The organism is Paenibacillus sp. AK121, assembly GCF_019042715.1.
GTDB lineage: Bacteria > Bacillota > Bacilli > Paenibacillales > Paenibacillaceae > Paenibacillus > Paenibacillus polymyxa_C.
The window spans coordinates 21,053-38,954 of sequence record NZ_JAHPJM010000014.1 but is presented as its reverse complement, the minus strand read 5'-3'; the positions used below and the strand labels follow the sequence as shown (position 1 = coordinate 38,954).

At 49.0% G+C, this 17,902-nt stretch carries 15 protein-coding genes and 1 riboswitch; of the genes, 11 read left to right on the top strand and 4 right to left on the bottom strand.

Annotated elements, in window-relative coordinates; genetic code table 11:
* Positions 1-2 precede the first annotated feature (2 nt).
* Together folE and KSP24_RS21025 are read left to right on the top strand one after the other, a co-directional pair.
* Positions 3-596, top strand: coding sequence for a GTP cyclohydrolase I FolE (gene folE / locus KSP24_RS21030; protein ID WP_013369415.1), 594 nt, complete (start codon positions 3-5; stop codon positions 594-596).
* 192 nt (positions 597-788) lie between these two features.
* Complete coding sequence (locus KSP24_RS21025; RefSeq protein ID WP_216976541.1) at positions 789-1,634, top strand: lipoate--protein ligase family protein; 846 nt, start codon at positions 789-791, stop codon at positions 1,632-1,634.
* An 11-nt stretch (positions 1,635-1,645) separates the two neighbouring features.
* Here KSP24_RS21025 and KSP24_RS21020 read toward each other — a convergent pair whose 3' ends face one another.
* Together KSP24_RS21020 and KSP24_RS21015 are read right to left on the bottom strand one after the other, a co-directional pair.
* Positions 1,646-3,025 carry a Fe-Mn family superoxide dismutase gene (locus KSP24_RS21020; protein ID WP_216976621.1) on the bottom strand — a complete coding sequence of 460 codons (1,380 nt, stop codon included), beginning with the start codon at positions 3,023-3,025 and terminating at the stop codon, positions 1,646-1,648.
* A 251-nt stretch (positions 3,026-3,276) separates the two neighbouring features.
* Positions 3,277-4,314: an alpha/beta hydrolase gene (locus KSP24_RS21015; RefSeq protein WP_040102139.1), complete on the bottom strand. Its 1,038-nt coding sequence runs from the start codon at positions 4,312-4,314 to the stop codon at positions 3,277-3,279.
* A gap of 298 nt (positions 4,315-4,612) precedes the next feature.
* Here KSP24_RS21015 and KSP24_RS21010 point away from each other — a divergent pair, with 298 nt between their 5' ends.
* Complete coding sequence (locus KSP24_RS21010; protein WP_216976539.1) at positions 4,613-5,356, top strand: IclR family transcriptional regulator; 744 nt, start codon at positions 4,613-4,615, stop codon at positions 5,354-5,356.
* Between the two features lie 116 nt (positions 5,357-5,472).
* Positions 5,473-5,584, top strand: a riboswitch (TPP riboswitch).
* A gap of 183 nt (positions 5,585-5,767) precedes the next feature.
* Positions 5,768-7,582, top strand: a complete 1,815-nt coding sequence (gene thiC, locus KSP24_RS21005; protein WP_013369420.1) for a phosphomethylpyrimidine synthase ThiC — start codon at positions 5,768-5,770, stop codon at positions 7,580-7,582.
* Positions 7,583-7,787: 205 nt separating this feature from the next.
* On the opposite strand, the gene KSP24_RS21000 is transcribed toward thiC, so the two are convergent.
* On the bottom strand, positions 7,788-7,940 hold the full coding sequence (locus tag KSP24_RS21000) for a hypothetical protein (protein WP_010348453.1): 153 nt from the start codon (positions 7,938-7,940) through the stop codon (positions 7,788-7,790).
* Positions 7,941-8,447: 507 nt separating this feature from the next.
* Between KSP24_RS21000 and KSP24_RS20995 the strand changes: the two genes are divergently transcribed.
* Both KSP24_RS20995 and KSP24_RS20990 read left to right on the top strand, forming a co-directional pair.
* Entirely contained in the window at positions 8,448-9,284 is an 837-nt protein-coding gene (locus tag KSP24_RS20995) for a YitT family protein (RefSeq protein WP_025677468.1), read from the top strand.
* Between the two features lie 277 nt (positions 9,285-9,561).
* Positions 9,562-9,909, top strand: coding sequence for a DUF1648 domain-containing protein (locus KSP24_RS20990; protein WP_216976538.1), 348 nt, complete (start codon positions 9,562-9,564; stop codon positions 9,907-9,909).
* Between the two features lie 74 nt (positions 9,910-9,983).
* Here the strand turns inward: KSP24_RS20990 and acnA are convergent, their stop codons facing one another.
* Positions 9,984-12,695, bottom strand: a complete 2,712-nt coding sequence (gene acnA, locus KSP24_RS20985) for an aconitate hydratase AcnA (protein WP_040102136.1) — start codon at positions 12,693-12,695, stop codon at positions 9,984-9,986.
* Between the two features lie 424 nt (positions 12,696-13,119).
* Between acnA and KSP24_RS20980 the strand changes: the two genes are divergently transcribed.
* From KSP24_RS20980 to KSP24_RS20960, 5 genes are all read left to right on the top strand, one after another.
* Positions 13,120-14,115, top strand: a complete 996-nt coding sequence (locus tag KSP24_RS20980; RefSeq protein ID WP_013369425.1) for an amidase domain-containing protein — start codon at positions 13,120-13,122, stop codon at positions 14,113-14,115.
* A gap of 73 nt (positions 14,116-14,188) precedes the next feature.
* The gene (locus tag KSP24_RS20975) at positions 14,189-15,277 is read left to right on the top strand and encodes a D-alanine--D-alanine ligase (protein WP_216976536.1); all 1,089 of its coding nucleotides are present in this window, start codon (positions 14,189-14,191) and stop codon (positions 15,275-15,277) included.
* Between the two features lie 104 nt (positions 15,278-15,381).
* Positions 15,382-15,705: a hypothetical protein gene (locus KSP24_RS20970; protein ID WP_025677477.1), complete on the top strand. Its 324-nt coding sequence runs from the start codon at positions 15,382-15,384 to the stop codon at positions 15,703-15,705.
* A 139-nt stretch (positions 15,706-15,844) separates the two neighbouring features.
* Positions 15,845-16,846 carry a UV DNA damage repair endonuclease UvsE gene (uvsE, locus tag KSP24_RS20965; protein ID WP_113050148.1) on the top strand — a complete coding sequence of 334 codons (1,002 nt, stop codon included), beginning with the start codon at positions 15,845-15,847 and terminating at the stop codon, positions 16,844-16,846.
* 173 nt (positions 16,847-17,019) lie between these two features.
* A complete protein-coding gene (locus KSP24_RS20960; protein WP_017428433.1) occupies positions 17,020-17,886 on the top strand; it encodes an inositol monophosphatase family protein in 867 nt (288 codons plus the stop codon).
* Positions 17,887-17,902: the final 16 nt, after the last annotated feature.

The window sequence follows — 17,902 nt, the reverse complement described above, 5'->3', positions numbered from 1 at the left end:
CTGTGGCTGGCGTAAAAGATTATATTAACCGCAAAGCTGCGGATAACCGGGATAAAATCGAGTACCATGTGGAGCAGATTTTAAAACTGATCGGTGAGGACCCCAAGCGTGAAGGTTTGTTGGAAACACCGGCACGCGTTGCGCGCATGTATGAGGAAATATTTGCGGGTTATGAGGTTGATCCACGGGATGCGCTGGGTGTGACATTTGACGAGAATCACGAGGAGCTTGTAATCGTGAAGGATATTGTCTATTACAGTCAGTGTGAACACCATATGGCTCCTTTCTTCGGAAAAGTGCATATCGGCTATGTACCCAGCGGTAAAATTGTAGGACTAAGTAAGCTTGCCCGTTTGGTGGAGGCGGTGACCCGCCGATTACAAGTACAGGAGCGTATTACATCGCAGATCGCTGATATTCTAAATGAAGCGGTCTCCGCTCACGGAGTTATGGTGGTCGTGGAAGGCGAGCACTTATGCATGTGTGCCAGAGGCGTCAAAAAGCCTGGCAGCAAAACGGTAACGTCTGCAGTGCGCGGCACGTTCCGTGATAATGCAGCACAACGCGCAGAGTTCTTGTCCCTGATTAAGGAATGATTGAACACGGCGTGATAGGATGAAAAAAAGGGTGGTCTACGCATAGGCGTAGCCGCCTTTTTTTGTTAACATCAGAAATAGAGAAAATACATCGCTGCTGTGAAGAATGAAATGGAACAATGGCAGCATAGCTGCCCTGAAAGTTACGATTAGCCTATGGATAACAGTTATTTTTAAGATAGGGGATAACGTATGGATCATATACATAGCTCAACAGAAATAACAACAGCATTGCCTGCGTTGCAATGGTTGGAAGCACCATTGACGACTAGTCAGGAAGACGTATTGTTTCCGCTGGCTTGGGAGGAGCTAGCCTGTCGGCAAGTAGGGAAAGGAGCTACGCCCATTTTGCATTTATGGCGGCATCCGGGAGCGCTTGTGATTGGTCACCGGGACCGCAGGCTTCCCAACGCCCCACAGGCGATGGAGCGGGTGCGCAGCTCAGGAACGTCGGTATGTGTGCGTCCTTCAGGCGGAGCAGCCGTCATGCTAGACAGGGGGGTACTGAACCTGTCCTTGATCCTGCCGAATCCGCAGCGGGCCATCAGCCTGCATGAGGATTTTCGGCTCATGGCAGGGCTGATTGCCGATGCGCTGGCCCCGTGGTCTGTCGAGGCGCAGACCGGAGAAATCATCGGGTCCTTCTGTCCCGGGGATTACGATGTGAGCGTTGGGGGACGCAAGTTTTGCGGCATTGCGCAGCGGCGTCAAGCCAAGGCGTATATCATCACAGCCTTCGTGATGATTGAGGGACGCGGAGCAGAGCGCGCACAGGCGGTGCAGCAGTTTTATCGAGAGGCGGCCGGGGGTACGCCTGAAGGCGTGCAGCAGCCGGATTATCCCCAGGTGAATCCGGCAACGATGGGCAGCCTGGCAGAGCTGGCTGGTGTGCCGTCTGTCGAGGCGTATACAGCATCGCTACGCCGTGTAGTTGAGAGCCGGGCTGCCATTTTGCCTGCCGATGGCTCGCTGGTGCAACCGGAAGGATTGGCAGAACAGATGGCAGCGCTGAGAGAGCGGTACGATTTGCAGGTGTAGTTTGTTTTAGCTTAGAATGGTTGCCATCTTAGCTTGGAGGCTTGAACATAGCGCGCCTCCACCTCAGGCCAGTTGACGACATGCCACCAATCTTCGATGTATTTATTACGTTCGGCCTGATGCTTTAAGTAATATGCGTGTTCCCACACATCGATCGCCAGCAGCGGAATAGACTCCCATTGAGTCAGGTTCTGGTGCTTTTCGGCCTGCAAAATTTCAAGCCGCCCGGCGCGCGGGCTCCATACCAGGATAGCCCAGCCGCCGCCCTCGACCTTTTCGGCTGCCGAACTAAATTGCTTTTTGAAGGCATCGTAGCTGCCAAAATCCTTTTTAATCTGTTCAGCCAGCGGTCCGCTTGGGTTTCCACCGCCTTGAGGGCTCATGATCGTCCAAAAAAGAGTATGCAGATAATGACCTGCCCCGTTAAATGCCAGTTCACGTTCCCAATGCTTTACGAGGTCAAAATCACCTGTTTTTCGGGCTTCTTCCAGTTTCTTTTCCGCTTTATTCAGATCATTCACATAGCTCAAATGATGCTTGTTATGGTGAATACGCATCGTTTTTTCATCAATGTACGGTTCAAGCGCATTATAAGGGTAAGGAAGCGGAGGGAGCCGATGTCCCCCAATAGGGACCGGGCGACCGACTAAGGATTTTTCCGCTGCTGAAGGTTGCGTCTGACCGGACTGGACGCCTTTAGTAGCCCCAGAACCTTCTCCTCTCATGCTGGCATGCCTCTCTCGAAACGCTTGCTCCGGGTAATCCTCACCCTCTGCCGCTACATGATACAACCCAGTGGCTCGTGCGATGGAGCCGGGCTCTTGAAAGGGAGTTGTCGAAATAAGGAAATATTGACTTTCATGTGCTGCGTGTATTACAACTCCGGCGGATTTTGGCTGTTGACGCAATGCATGACTGTGCTCGGTCAGCAAACCTAGCTGCCGTACATATTCCTGTGATTGACGGTTCGCAGTTTGCAGCAAATCGTCCAGTCGACGATTTAATTCTTGAGAGGCAGGCTGTGAATTCAAGCCTGATTCGGACAACGGTTTCTCTCCAGTTGCTGATGCGTCTGATCCCCTTGAATGTGCTGATGGTTTATCCAGCTGGTGTGTATGAGCTTGGGGGGCAGACGACGCTTTTTTCTCCTGATGTTGCCATGCCTGTTCTACCGGATCAAGCGCGCTCCGTTGCTCTTCAAGCAACTCTATGGCGGCCCGTTCCGTTTGTTCAAATACGGTTCGCCAATCATCCAGCAGCCGCACATAAGCAGGTTCTAGCCCTTCAGTAGCGGATTTAATCACTTCCACATGCCAACTTTCCTGCTGCTTCCAATGACGAATTTCCTCCAGCACACGTAAGGGCAGGAAAGACCCATAAGTACTCAGCATCGTTTTTACCTCCCGTATCCCACTATGGCTATCCGGCAGATCTAGCAGATCTGTCCTGGATGCATATGTACCCAGTATATTCGCCGTCTCATCGGGAATATGTCTATGAACTTCCTTCATCAGGTTATACCTGTTGTGCAGAACAATAATTAATCGTGGAAAATAAAAAAAGAAGCCTGTCTACGGCACGGGTTAAGTGTCCATAGGCAGGCTTCTTCAAGGCGATGAATGCTTATTTCGAAAATAATTCTTTACTTCGTAGTCGTTTGTTTATGGGCAGCAGCCGTGGTTTTCTTGTCCTCCAGCTCCTGCACATTGCTTAAAAACGTCGATACCCGCCGCAAATATTCACGAGGGTGCTCTCTGAAAATAAGCTCATGTATCCCGTTTTTGACAATCCATACACTGGAAAGCGGGTTGGTCTGATTGGCAGCGAGCTTTTCCGCAATGGGGTAAGGGGCCTTTTCATCCTGTGTACCATGCACAAACATGATTGGAAACGGATAGTCCTCTTTTTTAACCTCCTGATATGGAATCTGATGCAAACTGGTGCCGTTCAAGACTGGAAACAGCAACTCCAGTATTTCCAAAGATGGATGTCTCGGCAAATTAATTTGATTGTGAATGTTATGGTAGAGCGTATCCGGTTCCAGTAGGAAGGTGCTGTCCAAAATCATCGCGTCCACATCTTTGGTTTGCAAACCCGCCTGAAGAGCGGTTCCTGCTCCCATAGAGAAGCCCCATACAATAATTTCCGACGAGCCGCGTTGTTTTGCCAGCTGGATGGCTCCAAGGAGCTGTTGGGATTCTGCCTTGCCTCCGGTTGCGACGGCCTTGCTGTTTTGTGACGCAAATCCGTAATCGAACATGACCACATTAAAGTTCAAGCTATGGGCATAATGCGCCAGATCATACATGGGAATCCAGCTTTCTTCACGGTTGGCTCCATAGCCATGACTGAAAATAATGGTTTTCCGCGATTGATCTGCCGGGATATACCAGCCTTGTACCATGCGGCTACCATCCTTGGCTGGGAAGCTGACTTCCTCATAAGGCATACCTTTGGCCTGCATCGGATTAGAGTATAATGGCGCGACGGTGGGATTCGTAAGCACCCAGGCGATGTAAGCATGCAAGGCAATAAAACAAAACAACAGGAAAAATACGACCGACAGCAGCAGAGCAATCACAACGTGCTTGAACCGCAGCATACGGGGATTAAAGAGTGGGGTGGACGGCTCCTGAACAGCGGTCTGTAGCTGAGCGTTGCGCTGGGATGTCGAAATCATGTAAGAGCCTCCTTATATAGAATTGATCTTCGAATCATAAAATTTAGGTATAATTCCACTTGAAAATAGTAGGGTATGTCCGTATAGATACCTATTATCGTATGATGGGTATTATCCAAAGTCAACGTCTGAACCGGAAAAGTAAAAATGATGCAAAGAATTGTCGATGTTTGTTCTTGTTCTGTAATATGGTTGTCACAAAAACATCGGTTTACAGTAGCCGCGACTATTCTATATAATTTATGTAACCATGTTTCATAGTGTGAAACGAATATGGATACAAGAGGAGCGGTTCACGATGGAAGACCGTAAATTAACCGTCCGCGCTGTAGAGCGTGCACTTGATATACTGCTGTGTTTTACCGCAGAATCTGATCTTGGTCTAACGGAGATTGCCTCCCAAATTGGTCTACATAAAAGCACCGTTCATCGTCTTTTGACTACGCTAGAGGATCGGGGATTTGTCGTTCGGAATACCGAAACGGAAAAATATCGGCTTGGTTTTCGCATATGGGAGCTGTCGACGCATCTGTCCCAAAGCGATGAGCCGGCGGTGTTGTTACAGCCTGCAATGGAAGGACTGCGTGATCGCTTAGGGGAGACGGTCAGCTTGTACCTGCGGGATGGAAGCATGCGTATTCGCATACAAGCCGTGCAGAGCAATCAGGCGATCCGCAGGGTTGCTCCCGTGGGAGCGCGTATGCCGCTGGCTGTGGGAGCCTCCAGCAAGGTGCTGGCGGCCTTTATGCCGCCACAGGAGCTGGAGGTACTGCTAAGCAGTGAAGAATGGCCTCCCTCGGTAGATCCTGAGGTATATAAAGCCCAGCTGCAGGACATTCGTGAGAAGGGGTATGCGACTAGCTATGAAGAACGTGAGCCAGGAGCTGCGGCTGTGGCCGCGCCTATTGTGAACCGAAAGGGACAGGTCGCGGCGGCTTTATCTGTATCCGGCCCGGTCAGTCGACTTGCACCCGAGACGCTGCATGATTTTGCTCCGGTTTTGATCGAAGCAGCTAAGGAAATGGGGCTTATGCTCCCGTAACAGTAATCAATACAAAAGGAAATCATACAAGGGTTGCCAAAGCTATAAATTTAAAGTAGTCTGATAGAGATGGCGGATGTCTGTTATAGCCGCCAATTCATGTGAATAGAAAGTATCACAGTTACTGGGGGAGCCTGTAATGCGGGCTGAGATGGAATCGGGCAAGATTCCGGACCCTTTGCACCTGATCTGGATCATACCAGCGTAGGGAAGTAATCGGCCATTGAAATGTATACGCAGCTGCTGTCTGCGGTGACGCATAGGGTTTTATTCCATGTGCGCACTGTCTGGATAGCTGCCTCGTTTGATTAGCCGGTTCCCTAGGGAACCGGCTTTTTTGCATAGATCAGCGCCACCCTCGGAATGGTTCCGGATCGGTGTGTCACTTCAACGATACGGGAGGAATGGACCATGAAATCGATGGAAACCGAAGGAACAAAAGAAACAGGAGTGAAATCAACAGCAGTAGAGAAGACAAGTACGGAGCAAGCCAGTAGGGTTAATTCTTTCCCAGGGAGCCGCAAGGTGTATATTCAAGGTTCTCGGCCGGACATTGCCGTGCCAGAGCGTGAAATCGCACTGCATCCCACACATACGCCGCAGGGAATAGAGTATCATGAGCCACTGCGTGTGTACGATACCAGCGGTCCGATGACAGATGAAGCCTATCAGGTGGATATTCGTCAGGGCTTGCCACCATTACGGCGAGCTTGGGCACTGGAACGGGGGGATGTGGAGGCTTACGACGGCCGCGCCGTCAAGCCGGAGGATAATGGACTGAAACCCGGCTCCAAACGGGAAACAGTGGAATTTCCCGGCGTGACCAACCGTCCGCTACGGGCTTCACAAGGACGCACTGTGACGCAAATGCATTATGCGCGGCAAGGGATCATTACGCCTGAAATGGAATTTGCGGCGATCCGTGAAGGAGTGGAGCCCGAGTTTGTGCGGCAGGAGTTGGCGGCTGGACGAGCCATTTTACCTTCAAATATCAATCACCCGGAAAGCGAGCCCATGGTCATAGGGCGCCATTTTCACGTGAAGATCAATGCAAACATTGGAAATTCCGCGGTTACGTCCTCCATCGAGGAGGAAGTGGAGAAGATGACCTGGGCTGTACGCTGGGGCTCAGACACCGTCATGGACCTGTCCACAGGCCGTAATATCCATACGACACGCGAATGGATTATTAGGAATTCACCCGTACCGATTGGGACGGTGCCGCTATATCAGGCACTGGAAAAGGTGAACGGCGAAGCAGAGAAGCTGACGTGGGAGTTGTATCGAGACACACTGATTGAGCAGGCGGAGCAAGGAGTGGACTATTTTACAATTCATGCGGGAGTATTGCTGCGATATATACCGATGACGGCGAATAGAATGACGGGAATTGTATCCCGGGGCGGGTCGATTATGGCAGCCTGGTGCCTTGCGCACCATCAGGAGAACTTTTTGTATACGCATTTTGAAGAAATCTGTGAAATTATGAAAACCTACGATGTGGCCTTTTCTCTCGGGGATGGTCTGCGTCCGGGTAGTATCTATGATGCGAATGATGAAGCACAATTTGCAGAGCTGGAGACGTTGGGCGAGCTAACGCAAATCGCATGGAAGCATGATGTCCAGGTCATGATTGAAGGGCCGGGACATGTCCCTATGCACAAAATCAAGGAGAATGTGGATTTACAAATGGAAATTTGTAAGGAGGCTCCCTTTTATACTTTAGGGCCGCTGACGACGGATATCGCACCAGGATATGATCATATTACCTCAGCTATCGGGGCGGCCATGATCGGTTGGTTCGGGACGTCCATGCTGTGCTATGTTACGCCGAAGGAGCACTTGGGTCTGCCGAACAAGGATGATGTCCGCGAGGGAGTTATTACCTACAAAATTGCCGCACATGCTGCCGATCTGGCGAAGGGCCATCCACGTGCACAGCAGCGGGACGATGCTTTGTCCAAGGCGCGTTTTGAATTCCGCTGGCGCGATCAGTTCAATCTTTCGCTTGACCCTGAGCGGGCCTTGTCCTACCATGATGAAACACTACCGGCAGAGGGGGCCAAGGAAGCACACTTTTGCTCGATGTGCGGTCCTAAGTTTTGCAGTATGCGTATCACACAGGACATTCGTGCCTATGCGGCAGATAAGGGACTGAATACCGAGGAAGCCGTCGTCGCCGGGATGCGTGAGAAGGCAGAGCAGTATCGGGATGGCGAGCGATAAATCGGTAGCGATACGAAAGTCAATCAACTGGGAAGCCTCAACAAATAGTACAGTTAAGCTCGTCAGAGGTTTATTTCCATGAATGTATGAGTTTAGGTTTAGAAACGCGTGAGATAGCAAAAAGCCGTGGTTCTCTACAGTCGATGTAGAAAACTACGGCTTTTCAGCTTATGTAAAGCGAGATATGCACCGGATTAACGGAGCTTTATTTTTTACCCATTTTTTCATTCAAAATGTCCTGAAAGCTGAGCTTCTTCTCCGAGCTATCTTCTTTCTTCTGCATACTCACCGCGTTGGCACGTTGGTATTGGTGGTGAAAGGGCATCAGGGTGTGGACAGTTAAGTTCATTGTATTCATGTGGGTCATTCCTCCAATTCCATATTGTCAAATTCAGATTGAGTTGCTTAGGACGTCTGTATAGGACTATTTATATGTACTTGATGTCGTAATGCCATGTAGGTTGCTTGGTAAGGTTTCAATCATTATACCCGCATTTATCCAAAGTAAAACGCTTTTGCCATAAAACAGGAAGATGGTCGTATGTGGCCAAAATGTGTATTAGGAGGATGGTCATTTTAGGGGAAAATGTGCCTAGGGCCTAAACAAGGGCTAGAGGCCCGTTTTCTTAGTTTAGTAGTCGGGATTGTGTTTTTTTGTCGAATAACCTTGTATTAGCGGAATTTTGCGGAATTCTAAGCTTGGACTAAGGCAGTCTGGTGGCGAATTAAAGTGTCAAAGTTGTATTGACTTTATGTTGGGTAGTAGATACCATGAACTGGTTGTCAGCGTATTTTGGCAAGAAGAGTCAGCCAATCTATCTGGCAATTCATCCGTTGAAATGTTAGAGAGAGGATTAGAGCATATATGAAAAAAAGTATTGCAGATATCGTATTTATTATTCTGGGTGCGTTTTTTTTCGCGCTGGCTGTTAATCTGTATGTGATCCCGAATGAGTTTGGCGAGGGGGGCGTTACAGGGGTCACGATCATCTTGTACTACCTGTTTCAGTGGTCTCCCTCGATCGTCAATCTGGTGATTAATGGCTTGCTGCTGATTGTTGGATATAAATTTTTGGACAAGAGAACGACCGTGTACACTATAATTGCGGTCGCATTTAACTCATTGTTTTTGCATTTAACGGTCAACTGGCGGATTGATTCGCATGAGCCGACGATTAATGCTGTATTTGCCGGAGTTTTGGTAGGGGTTGGAATTGGCTTAATTGTACGGGTCGGTGGTACAACGGCAGGAACCGTCATTTTAGCCCGGATCGCCAACAAATATCTGGATTGGAATATCAGCTATGCCTTGTTGTTTTTTGATCTGATTGTTGCATTCTCTTCCTATTTTATTATTGGCCCGGAAAAATTGATGCTAACTATCGTTATTTTGTACGTTGGTACGAAGGTGATGGACTTCATGATTGAAGGATTGAATCCGAAAAAAGCGGTCATGATCATTTCGGAGCACCAAGATAAGATTGCCGAGATGGTCATTACGCAAATGGACCGTGGAGTTACCGTCCTGTCAGGCCACGGATATTACACCAAAAATCCAAAAGAAGTCCTATATATCGTCATTAGTAAACAAGAGGTGTCCGCGCTTAAAAAGATTGTAAAAGCCATCGATACAGCAGCGTTTATTACCATTCATGATGTACGGGACGTATTCGGAGAGGGCTTTTTGGATATTTCGAAGTAATTGGCAAGCGAAGGTAAGAGAATAAGAGAACATGGTTGGAAGCCGGTCCTGAGTGGGTCGGCTTTTTTGCATTTAGCAGTGGGAATGTCCTTTACTAACCGCTTAGTTGGTTTGAAGTAGGATTAGGACAAGAAGCTAAAGTATATAGTTGCTCGTTTCTTATTTGCCCACGATGATTAGTTTTATTATTTCTCTCTTACTAAGCCAGGGAAGTAAAAATATAGACTGCTGATCTGTGTATCATATAAATTGTTTAGCTCTAATAAGGAGGATTTTCATGCGAAGTAGTTTAAATATTTTAAATTTATTTTCCATTCTTCTTTCTATTGTGCCCTTCAGTATCTACTTGTTTATCTATCCGACAATGCCGAGAAATGTAGCAATCCACTACAATTTCAATGATGTGGCTGATCGTTTTGTTGACAAATCCTCCCCTGAAGTATGGTTGTTGTGTGCACTTAGCTTCATAGCTTTTGTAATTATGCTTTTTCTCCAGCCGTTTCTCAGACGTCAGTTCAAGAGCGAAGAAAGTTCTACAATCATGGAAAGCCTGCCTGGTCTCTTCACGCTTCTTATAACCCTGGTGTTCTCAATCCTTGGCATATGTTTTCTTTTGAAGGCTTGAAGAATGTAAAAAATCCCCTCTCAATTGCAGTTTACACCGCATTTGGGAGGGGATTTTCATGATTCAATCGATCATTACGCTTGAATCATTTGACGCAATACGGTTTGCAAAATACCACCGTTGTGGTAGTAGTCGATGTCGACGGTGCTGTCCAGACGGGCAGTGACCGGGAATTCGAACTTGGTGCCATCCTCGCGTTTGGCTACAACCGTAAGTTCTTGACCTGGTTTCACGTCATTATCAATGCCGAGGATATCGAAGGTTTCGCGACCATTGAGACCCAAGCTGGACCAGCCATAGCCTTCCTGGAATTGCAGCGGCAGTACACCCATGCCGACCAGGTTACTGCGGTGAATCCGCTCGAAGCTTTCAGCAATGACGGCTTTAACCCCTAACAACAGCGTACCTTTGGCCGCCCAGTCACGGGAGCTACCTGTACCGTATTCCTTGCCGGCAATGACGATCAGGTTCTGATCGGCTGCCTGATATTTCATGGACGCATCATAGATGGACATTTCCTCATCTGTTGGCAAGTACTTGGTCACACCGCCCTCGGTGCCTGGAGCTACATTATTGCGGATACGGATGTTGGCGAATGTACCGCGCATCATGACTTCATGGTTACCGCGACGAGAGCCGTAGGAGTTGAAGTCCTTGCGTTCAACACCATGCTCCTTCAAGTACAGTCCAGCCGGGCTGGAAGGGGCGATGTTGCCTGCTGGCGAGATGTGGTCAGTCGTGACCGAATCATTCAGCAGGGCAAGTACACGGGCATTACGGATTTCCTTAATATCCTGCACGCCATCCTGAAGCCCTTCAAAGAACGGCGGATTTTGAATATAAGTTGAGTTTTCATCCCACTCATACAATTCGCCTTCAGGAACCGGAATGGAATTCCATTTCTCGTTGGCTGTAAATACATTTTCGTATTTGCGGCGGAACATATCCGGGCTGAGAGACAGGCTGATCGCTTCTTTGATTTCTTCGGAAGAAGGCCAGATATCTTTCAGGTAGACAGGCTGATTGTCCTGATCATAACCAAGCGGGTCATTCGTCAAATCAATGTTCACCGTACCTGCCAGCGCGTAAGCGACAACCAGTGGCGGCGAACCAAGATAGTTGGCTTTGACCTGCGCATGCACACGTCCTTCAAAGTTCCGGTTACCGGAAATGACTGCGCCAACGGTCAGATCATGGTCTGTAATGGCCTGGCTCACTTCGTCAGGAAGTGGACCGGAGTTACCGATACAGGTCGCGCAGCCGTAGCCTGCAACATGGAAGCCGAGGGCTTCGAGTGGTTCGATCAGCCCGGCTTTTTGCAGGTATTCCGTTACGACAAGGGAACCTGGTGTCAAGCTTGTTTTAACATAGCCTGGCTTTTTGAGCCCGCGTTGTACTGCCTTTTTGGCGAGCAAGCCCGCGCCTAGCATAACGCTTGGGTTGGAGGTGTTCGTGCAGCTTGTAATCGCTGCAATCACGACTGAGCCAGTACCCAGTTCACTGGTGGAGCCGTCCGGATGGGTCAGTGGAACCTTCTGTGCAATCTTTTCATCGCTCAATCCATAGCCGCCTTTGTCTACCGGGGTACGGATAATGCCTTCGAAGGTTTCTTTCATGCGGCTGAGCTCAACACGGTCCTGCGGACGTTTGGGTCCGGCGAGACTCGGTACAACCGAAGCCAGATCCAGCTCAATCGTATCGCTGAACACAGGGTCTGGGGTATCGGCTGTGCGGAACATGCCTTGAGCTTTGTAATATTCCTCTACGAGGCTGACTTGCTCATCGGAACGTCCGGTGCTGCGCAGGTAAGCCAGCGTTTCGGCATCAACCGGGAAAAAGCCGATCGTTGCGCCGTATTCCGGTGCCATGTTGGCCACAGTCGCACGGTCAGCCAAGCTGATGTTGGCCAGACCTGGGCCGTAAAATTCTACGAATTTCCCGACTACGCCTTTTTTACGCAGCATTTGCGTAACTGTTAGCGCCAGGTCCGTAGCGGTAGCACCTTCTGACAGACTGCCTGTCAGTTTGAAGCCGATCACATCGGGAGTGACAAAATACAGCGGCTGCCCCAGCATACCGGCCTCTGCCTCAATCCCGCCGACACCCCAGCCCACAACACCCAGCCCGTTAATCATCGTCGTATGGGAGTCCGTTCCCACGAGGGAATCCGGGAAGACCACGGTTTCGCCGTCGATGGTTTTGGTCGCGGCTACGGAGGCGAGATACTCTAGATTAACCTGATGAACGATACCAGTGGACGGCGGCACCGCACGGAAGTTATTGAATGCCGTTTGCGCCCAGCGCAGAAAACGATACCGTTCTTCGTTGCGTTCAAACTCTACATTAATATTGTAGTCCAGCGCGTCACTGGTACCGAAAGCATCAACCATAACCGAGTGGTCGATTACGAGATCGACGGGAACGAGCGGGTTGATTTGTTTCGGATCGCCGCCCGCTTTTTTCACCGTATCACGCATGGCCGCCAAATCGACAACCACCGGGACGCCTGTAAAATCCTGAAGCACGATACGTGCAGGAATGAACGGGATTTCCTTGTTGGTGTCACGATCCTCAGCCCAGCCTGTCAGCTGCTGCACATGTTCCTCAGTAATGGCGCGTCCGTCAAACTGGCGAACCGCAGCTTCCAGCAACACTTTAATGGAGAAAGGCAGCTTGGCAACACCGCTTTTTCCTTGTTCCTCCAGTGCCTTAAGACTGTAGTAGCGATAAGGCTTCCCGTTAACTTCCAAGCTACGGGCAATGGAGAATTGATCTTTTCCTGACATAAGTATTACCTCCTTGAAGTGGATGCTTGCGGGAAAATAGGGATGTCTTTTTTCGACGTCTTGCACAATTAGGTTTTAATTGGTTGCGTTCTCAATTTCATCTTCAGCGGTTCATCGTAAGTTAAGAGGTTGAGATGAATGCAATTCGTTTCATTAGATGAAACATGATTTCAAAATGATTGCTTTTGGATTAAGTATACCGTTTTCAGACGGTTCCGTAAAGTTTTTTTGACCTAAATTATGCGTGTCAGACTGGAAAATAAAACGTTCCGTTCCCCCGCGTTTTTCGATGTTCATACCAAGCTTTAGAGATTCATACTTATAGATAGAGAGCCTATCAGACCAGAGAGGAAAGAAAGGAAGTTATATATCGGCGAGGTTATCCCCGAATAAGGATAGCAAGACGAAAAATGGAGGGATAGGGATGGGGGAGCGGGAATGGAAACAGGCCCTTTTTGCTTACGTGAATCAGTACAATCGCAGTGAGGTAAATGGTGTACCACAGCCGGATGAGTACCTGGAGGTGGGCCAGCGAATGGAGCGGGCAGCACGTGCGGCCAGATTGGAGCAGTGGTACAGCGAACGGGACGCTGTACCCCTACGCAGCGAGACACGAGCCAAGCCGATACGAATAGTGCAGGATACCCCGGATGAGGCAGTGGTCGATGTACAACTGCATGTGCGGCTCTTTTATGAGAAGGGCGGGATGACTCACCGGGAGGATCGGATTGAACGGGAGCGCCTGACGTTTACACGCGAGGGTGAAGCCTGGCAGGTGACGAGGATTGAGCGTGATCCGGCAGAAAGAAAGCCAGCGGGAGGAGAGGTTCCTTTCGAACAAGCGTCGTTTAATCAGGGAGGAAGTCTGCCGCTGCTAAATCGTGGTGTGCTGGGCTTCGGTTCATCAGCACGCCCCAGTCGATATCGCCGTGAAGAAGCAGCGGCCTATGCAGATCAGTGGTGGGATAGTTTTAACCCGGAGTTTGAGGCTTTTGATGTGGATTGCACCAACTATATCTCGCAGTGCCTCTTTGCAGGTGGTGCACCGATCCACTATACTGGTAAAAGAGAATCGGGCTGGTGGTATAAAGGACGGGTCGCCGGACGTGAGCTGTGGAGTTATAGCTGGGCGGTTTCCAACAGTCTGGAACGGTATTTGGGTTCCAGTTCCTGGGGTTTGACCGCAGAGCAGGTGAGTCGACCGGAGCAGCTCATGCTGGGGGACGTCATTTTTTATGATTGGGATGGTGACGGAACTTTCCAGCACAGCACGGTGGTAACGGCCTTTGATGCTGGCGGCATGCCGCTAGTCAATGCACATACGGTAAGCTCCAGACATCGTTATTGGGACTATAAAAATTCGTATGCGTGGACGGACAATACGGTATATCGCTTTTATCACATCGCCGACTATTTTTAAATGAGATGATGGATAACAGGTACAGTGAAGCAAATCAGGCACAATGACGAAAGCAAGAAAGCGGAGGATAGGCATGGCAAATCAAAAATTGACCGTAGGGCTGGTGTACGGTGGTAAATCGGGCGAACATGAGGTATCGCTGCAAACGGCGTATGCGGTAATGAACGCTTTTAACTATGAGAAATACGAGATTATTCCTTTTTATATTACGAAGGCTGGCGATTGGCGTAGAGGGACGCTGTTAAATGCGCCTCTGACTACTGTAGAGCAATTGAAGCTGGAGCATGCTGAGGGCGGCACCAAGGCGGCATTAGATACGTTGTTCGGCAAGCTGTATGGAGAGCAGACACTGGATGTACTGTTTCCGCTGCTGCACGGCACCTTTGGCGAGGACGGAACGATTCAGGGTCTGTTCGAAATGGCGGATATGCCCTATGTCGGGGCAGGAGTGCTGGCTTCGGCAGCAGGTATGGATAAAGGCGTCATGAAGAAGCTGTTTGAGCATGCAGGATTGCCGCAAGTGAAATACTGCTATTTTAATAGTACACAGTGGGCACAAACCGGTCATGACTTGGTGCGTAACATAGAAACTGAGCTAGGTTATCCTTGCTTTGTCAAACCAGCCAATCTGGGATCAAGTGTCGGTATTTCCAAAGCGAGTAACCGAGAAGAACTGGTAAAGGCTGTAGATCTGGCTTTGCAATTTGATCTGAAGGTGATCGTGGAAGAGTACGTCGATGCCCGTGAGATTGAGGTCAGCGTACTTGGCAATGATGAGCCGATTGCCTCGGTACCGGGTGAAATTGTGTCGTCGAGTGATTACTACGACTATGCTGCCAAATATACCGATGGTCAATCGGAAATGCTCATTCCGGCACCACTGGACGAGGAAGTGGCAGATCGTATCCGTGAAGCCGCATTGCAAGCTTTCCGCGCTCTGGAAGGTTGTGGGATTTCCCGTGCAGATTTCTTCGTCAGACGCTCAGATGGACATATCCTTATTAATGAAGTGAATACGATGCCTGGCTTTACACCGTTCAGCATGTATCCATTGTTGTGGAGAGAAACCGGCGTATCCTATGTAAGTCTACTGGATCGCATGATTGCTCTTGCACTGGAGCGTTATGAGCGCCGGTCGGCACTGCACTATGAGAACTCATAAACGAAAAAAATGAAGGGGAGCTGATCACTCTCCTTTTTGTTCATATATATTGATGTACTTGAGCATTTTACCAAACCCTTAATTATGAAAGGTGGCGGCTAGACATGGGCTTTCAAACTGAATTTAACTCGGTGTGCAAATTCAAGAGCGAACAAGAACTTTATGAACTGCTGGAATATGGACGTGGCAAAATGGTTAAATCCGGACTGCGTGTTTTTCCGACAGGACAGAAGGTCATCGCATACAGCGTGGACAACGTGGCAGTAGCCATCGTTCAGATTGTGGGCTGTATCGCCGAAATCAATTTCCAAGGTGACGAAGTGACCGAGGTAGAAATGACTCTCATTCGTAAGCTGAATGAAGAGGAATCAAGAATTCAGACCGCATTGGCGGATGAAATGTTTTTTGGAGTACAGCAGCAATCCTAGCTGTTTGTTTCTTACAGTTTTGTGCAATACACCGAATCAGCAGGTGCTTTTCCGGGTATGATCAGTAGAAAAGGGATCTAGGTCACAGAATGAAAGCGGCCTTGCCATCTACTGCAAACTGCTGAAAGGAAGGACATCTATGATCGTAAGGTTCGGATATGTTGCCATGTCAGTCACCGTGCAAAATGCATCCCCTTCTAAAACTATGACCATGGCCAGCTTTAACAAGATCGGAGACCGAGAAGCGGCGATCCGCAAGCTAGAACGGATTGCAGCCGAAAATCTCCATAATACATTGAGGCTGCTGCGTCATAATCGTGCGAGTGATATTCAGGTCTATCGTTTCTCATCCAAGCTGATTCCGCTTGCGACCCATCAGGATCTGCGGGACTGGGACCCGTTTGAGGCGCTTGCCGCTGATTTTGCAGAGGTGGGGGACTATGTCAAGGCGAATAAGATGAGGGTATCGTTTCACCCCGATCATTTTACAGTGCTCAGCACTCCCCGTCCTGAAGTGTTACAGAGCTCCATTAATGATCTGAAGTACCACGTGGCGATGCTGGAGGCCATGGGACTTGGTGCCGAAGCCAAGAACAACATTCATATTGGTGGTGCCTACGGAGATAAGGTGACCTCAGGTCAGCGTTTTGTAGAGCAAGTGAATGCCCTGGATCTTTCATTAAGACAACGGTTAACATTGGAAAATGATGATAAAACGTTCAATGCGGTGGAAACACTGGAAGCTTGCAAAATAACGGGCTTGCCGATGGTTCTCGATATTCATCATCAATGGGTCAATAACGAGGGGGAAAAGCCGTGGGAGCTATGGCCGGATATATTGGAGACCTGGAAAGGGGAATTGGCTCAAGCCGGATCTTCTACTGATCATCCATTGCCGCCCAAAATTCATGCCTCCAGTCCTAAAAGTGAAAAAGACCCTCGTGGTCATGCAGACGGTGTTCTGGTGGAGCCGTTGCTGACCTTTCTGCGTAATATTGCTGGATATACGGATCGGATTGATGTCATGCTTGAAGCCAAACTTAAGGATGAAGCATTGTTCGGATTAATGAATGAACTGCGTCTTCAGGAAGATAACGGGGTCAAAGTGTTGGATGGGGCTTCCATAGAAATTACGCCTTAAAAAGTAGTATTTTGCGGATAAAGCTTCCATATGGAGAAACTTTATGAAGCTTATTGTGTATACTAGAATGTGTAAACTAGCAAACTTGTACTGAAACAGAGATGGTTAAGAGACTGTCTGCAGGGCAGATTCATAAACCACGTAACAATGATATAGAAAGTAGAGTGAACACGTTGAACGAACATGAAAACGAAAAGGTTCCCTATATCGTATCAGGAAAAAGCTATACGGCCGTGGCTATTAATGCGGCATCCAAAGCCGGGGAATGGATTAAGAGCAGACTGGGCACTGTTGAACAATTGAATACCAAGCAATCTTCGACCGATCTAGTAACCGAGGTAGATAAAGGTGCAGAACAGATGATTCGCAGACTTATTCTCACCCATTTTCCCGATCATGCCATTTTGGGTGAAGAAGGGGTAGAGCCGGGAGCTGAAGCTTCAGCCCGAGCATTAGAGGCTGCCCGTGAAGAGGAATATTTATGGATTATTGATCCGGTAGACGGCACTACCAATTTCGTGCACAGTCTGCCGTACTACAGTGTGTCTATTGCCTTGGCTCATCGTGGCGAAGTGATTGTCGGGGTAATTTATGATCCGTCCCGTGATGAAATGTTTGTAGCGGAAAAGGGAAAAGGCGCATACGTCCACGGAAATCGCATGCAAGCATCGAAAGAAGAAACGCTGGGAGATAGTCTGGTGTGCATCGGCTTCCCGCCGGATCGTACGTATGCACAACCGTTGAATATGAAAATTACGCAGGTTCTTACACCTCAGGTACGGGGCATTCGGGCGCTCGGCTCGGCAGCCTTGCATTTGGCTTATGTGGCGTCGGGACGTTTGTCCGCTTATTGCGAAATCGGTTTGAATGCCTGGGATGTGGCCGCGGGTGCTTTGTTGGTACAGGAATCAGGAGGCACCATTACGAACACATTAGGCCAACCTTATGACCTGAGTGTACGGCATGTTGTAGCTACGAATACAGCTATTCATTCTCAACTTATTCAAGTGCTGAAAGAAGCGGACGCAACCGGGTTATAATACTACGTAACCATCA

What these genes read in the sequence shown, in the direction of transcription:
- KSP24_RS21025 (WP_216976541.1), top strand. Translation starts at nt 789, where the DNA reads ATGGATCATATACATAGCTCAACAGAAATAACAACAGCATTGCCTGCG.
- KSP24_RS20990 (WP_216976538.1), top strand. Translation starts at nt 9,562, where the DNA reads ATGCGAAGTAGTTTAAATATTTTAAATTTATTTTCCATTCTTCTTTCT.
- KSP24_RS21020 (WP_216976621.1), bottom strand. Translation starts at nt 3,025, where the DNA reads ATGCTGAGTACTTATGGGTCTTTCCTGCCCTTACGTGTGCTGGAGGAA.
- KSP24_RS20980 (WP_013369425.1), top strand. Translation starts at nt 13,120, where the DNA reads ATGGGGGAGCGGGAATGGAAACAGGCCCTTTTTGCTTACGTGAATCAG.
- uvsE (WP_113050148.1), top strand. Translation starts at nt 15,845, where the DNA reads ATGATCGTAAGGTTCGGATATGTTGCCATGTCAGTCACCGTGCAAAAT.
- KSP24_RS21010 (WP_216976539.1), top strand. Translation starts at nt 4,613, where the DNA reads ATGGAAGACCGTAAATTAACCGTCCGCGCTGTAGAGCGTGCACTTGAT.
- KSP24_RS21015 (WP_040102139.1), bottom strand. Translation starts at nt 4,314, where the DNA reads ATGATTTCGACATCCCAGCGCAACGCTCAGCTACAGACCGCTGTTCAG.
- KSP24_RS21000 (WP_010348453.1), bottom strand. Translation starts at nt 7,940, where the DNA reads ATGAATACAATGAACTTAACTGTCCACACCCTGATGCCCTTTCACCAC.
- thiC (WP_013369420.1), top strand. Translation starts at nt 5,768, where the DNA reads ATGAAATCGATGGAAACCGAAGGAACAAAAGAAACAGGAGTGAAATCA.
- KSP24_RS20970 (WP_025677477.1), top strand. Translation starts at nt 15,382, where the DNA reads ATGGGCTTTCAAACTGAATTTAACTCGGTGTGCAAATTCAAGAGCGAA.
- acnA (WP_040102136.1), bottom strand. Translation starts at nt 12,695, where the DNA reads ATGTCAGGAAAAGATCAATTCTCCATTGCCCGTAGCTTGGAAGTTAAC.
- KSP24_RS20975 (WP_216976536.1), top strand. Translation starts at nt 14,189, where the DNA reads ATGGCAAATCAAAAATTGACCGTAGGGCTGGTGTACGGTGGTAAATCG.
- KSP24_RS20995 (WP_025677468.1), top strand. Translation starts at nt 8,448, where the DNA reads ATGAAAAAAAGTATTGCAGATATCGTATTTATTATTCTGGGTGCGTTT.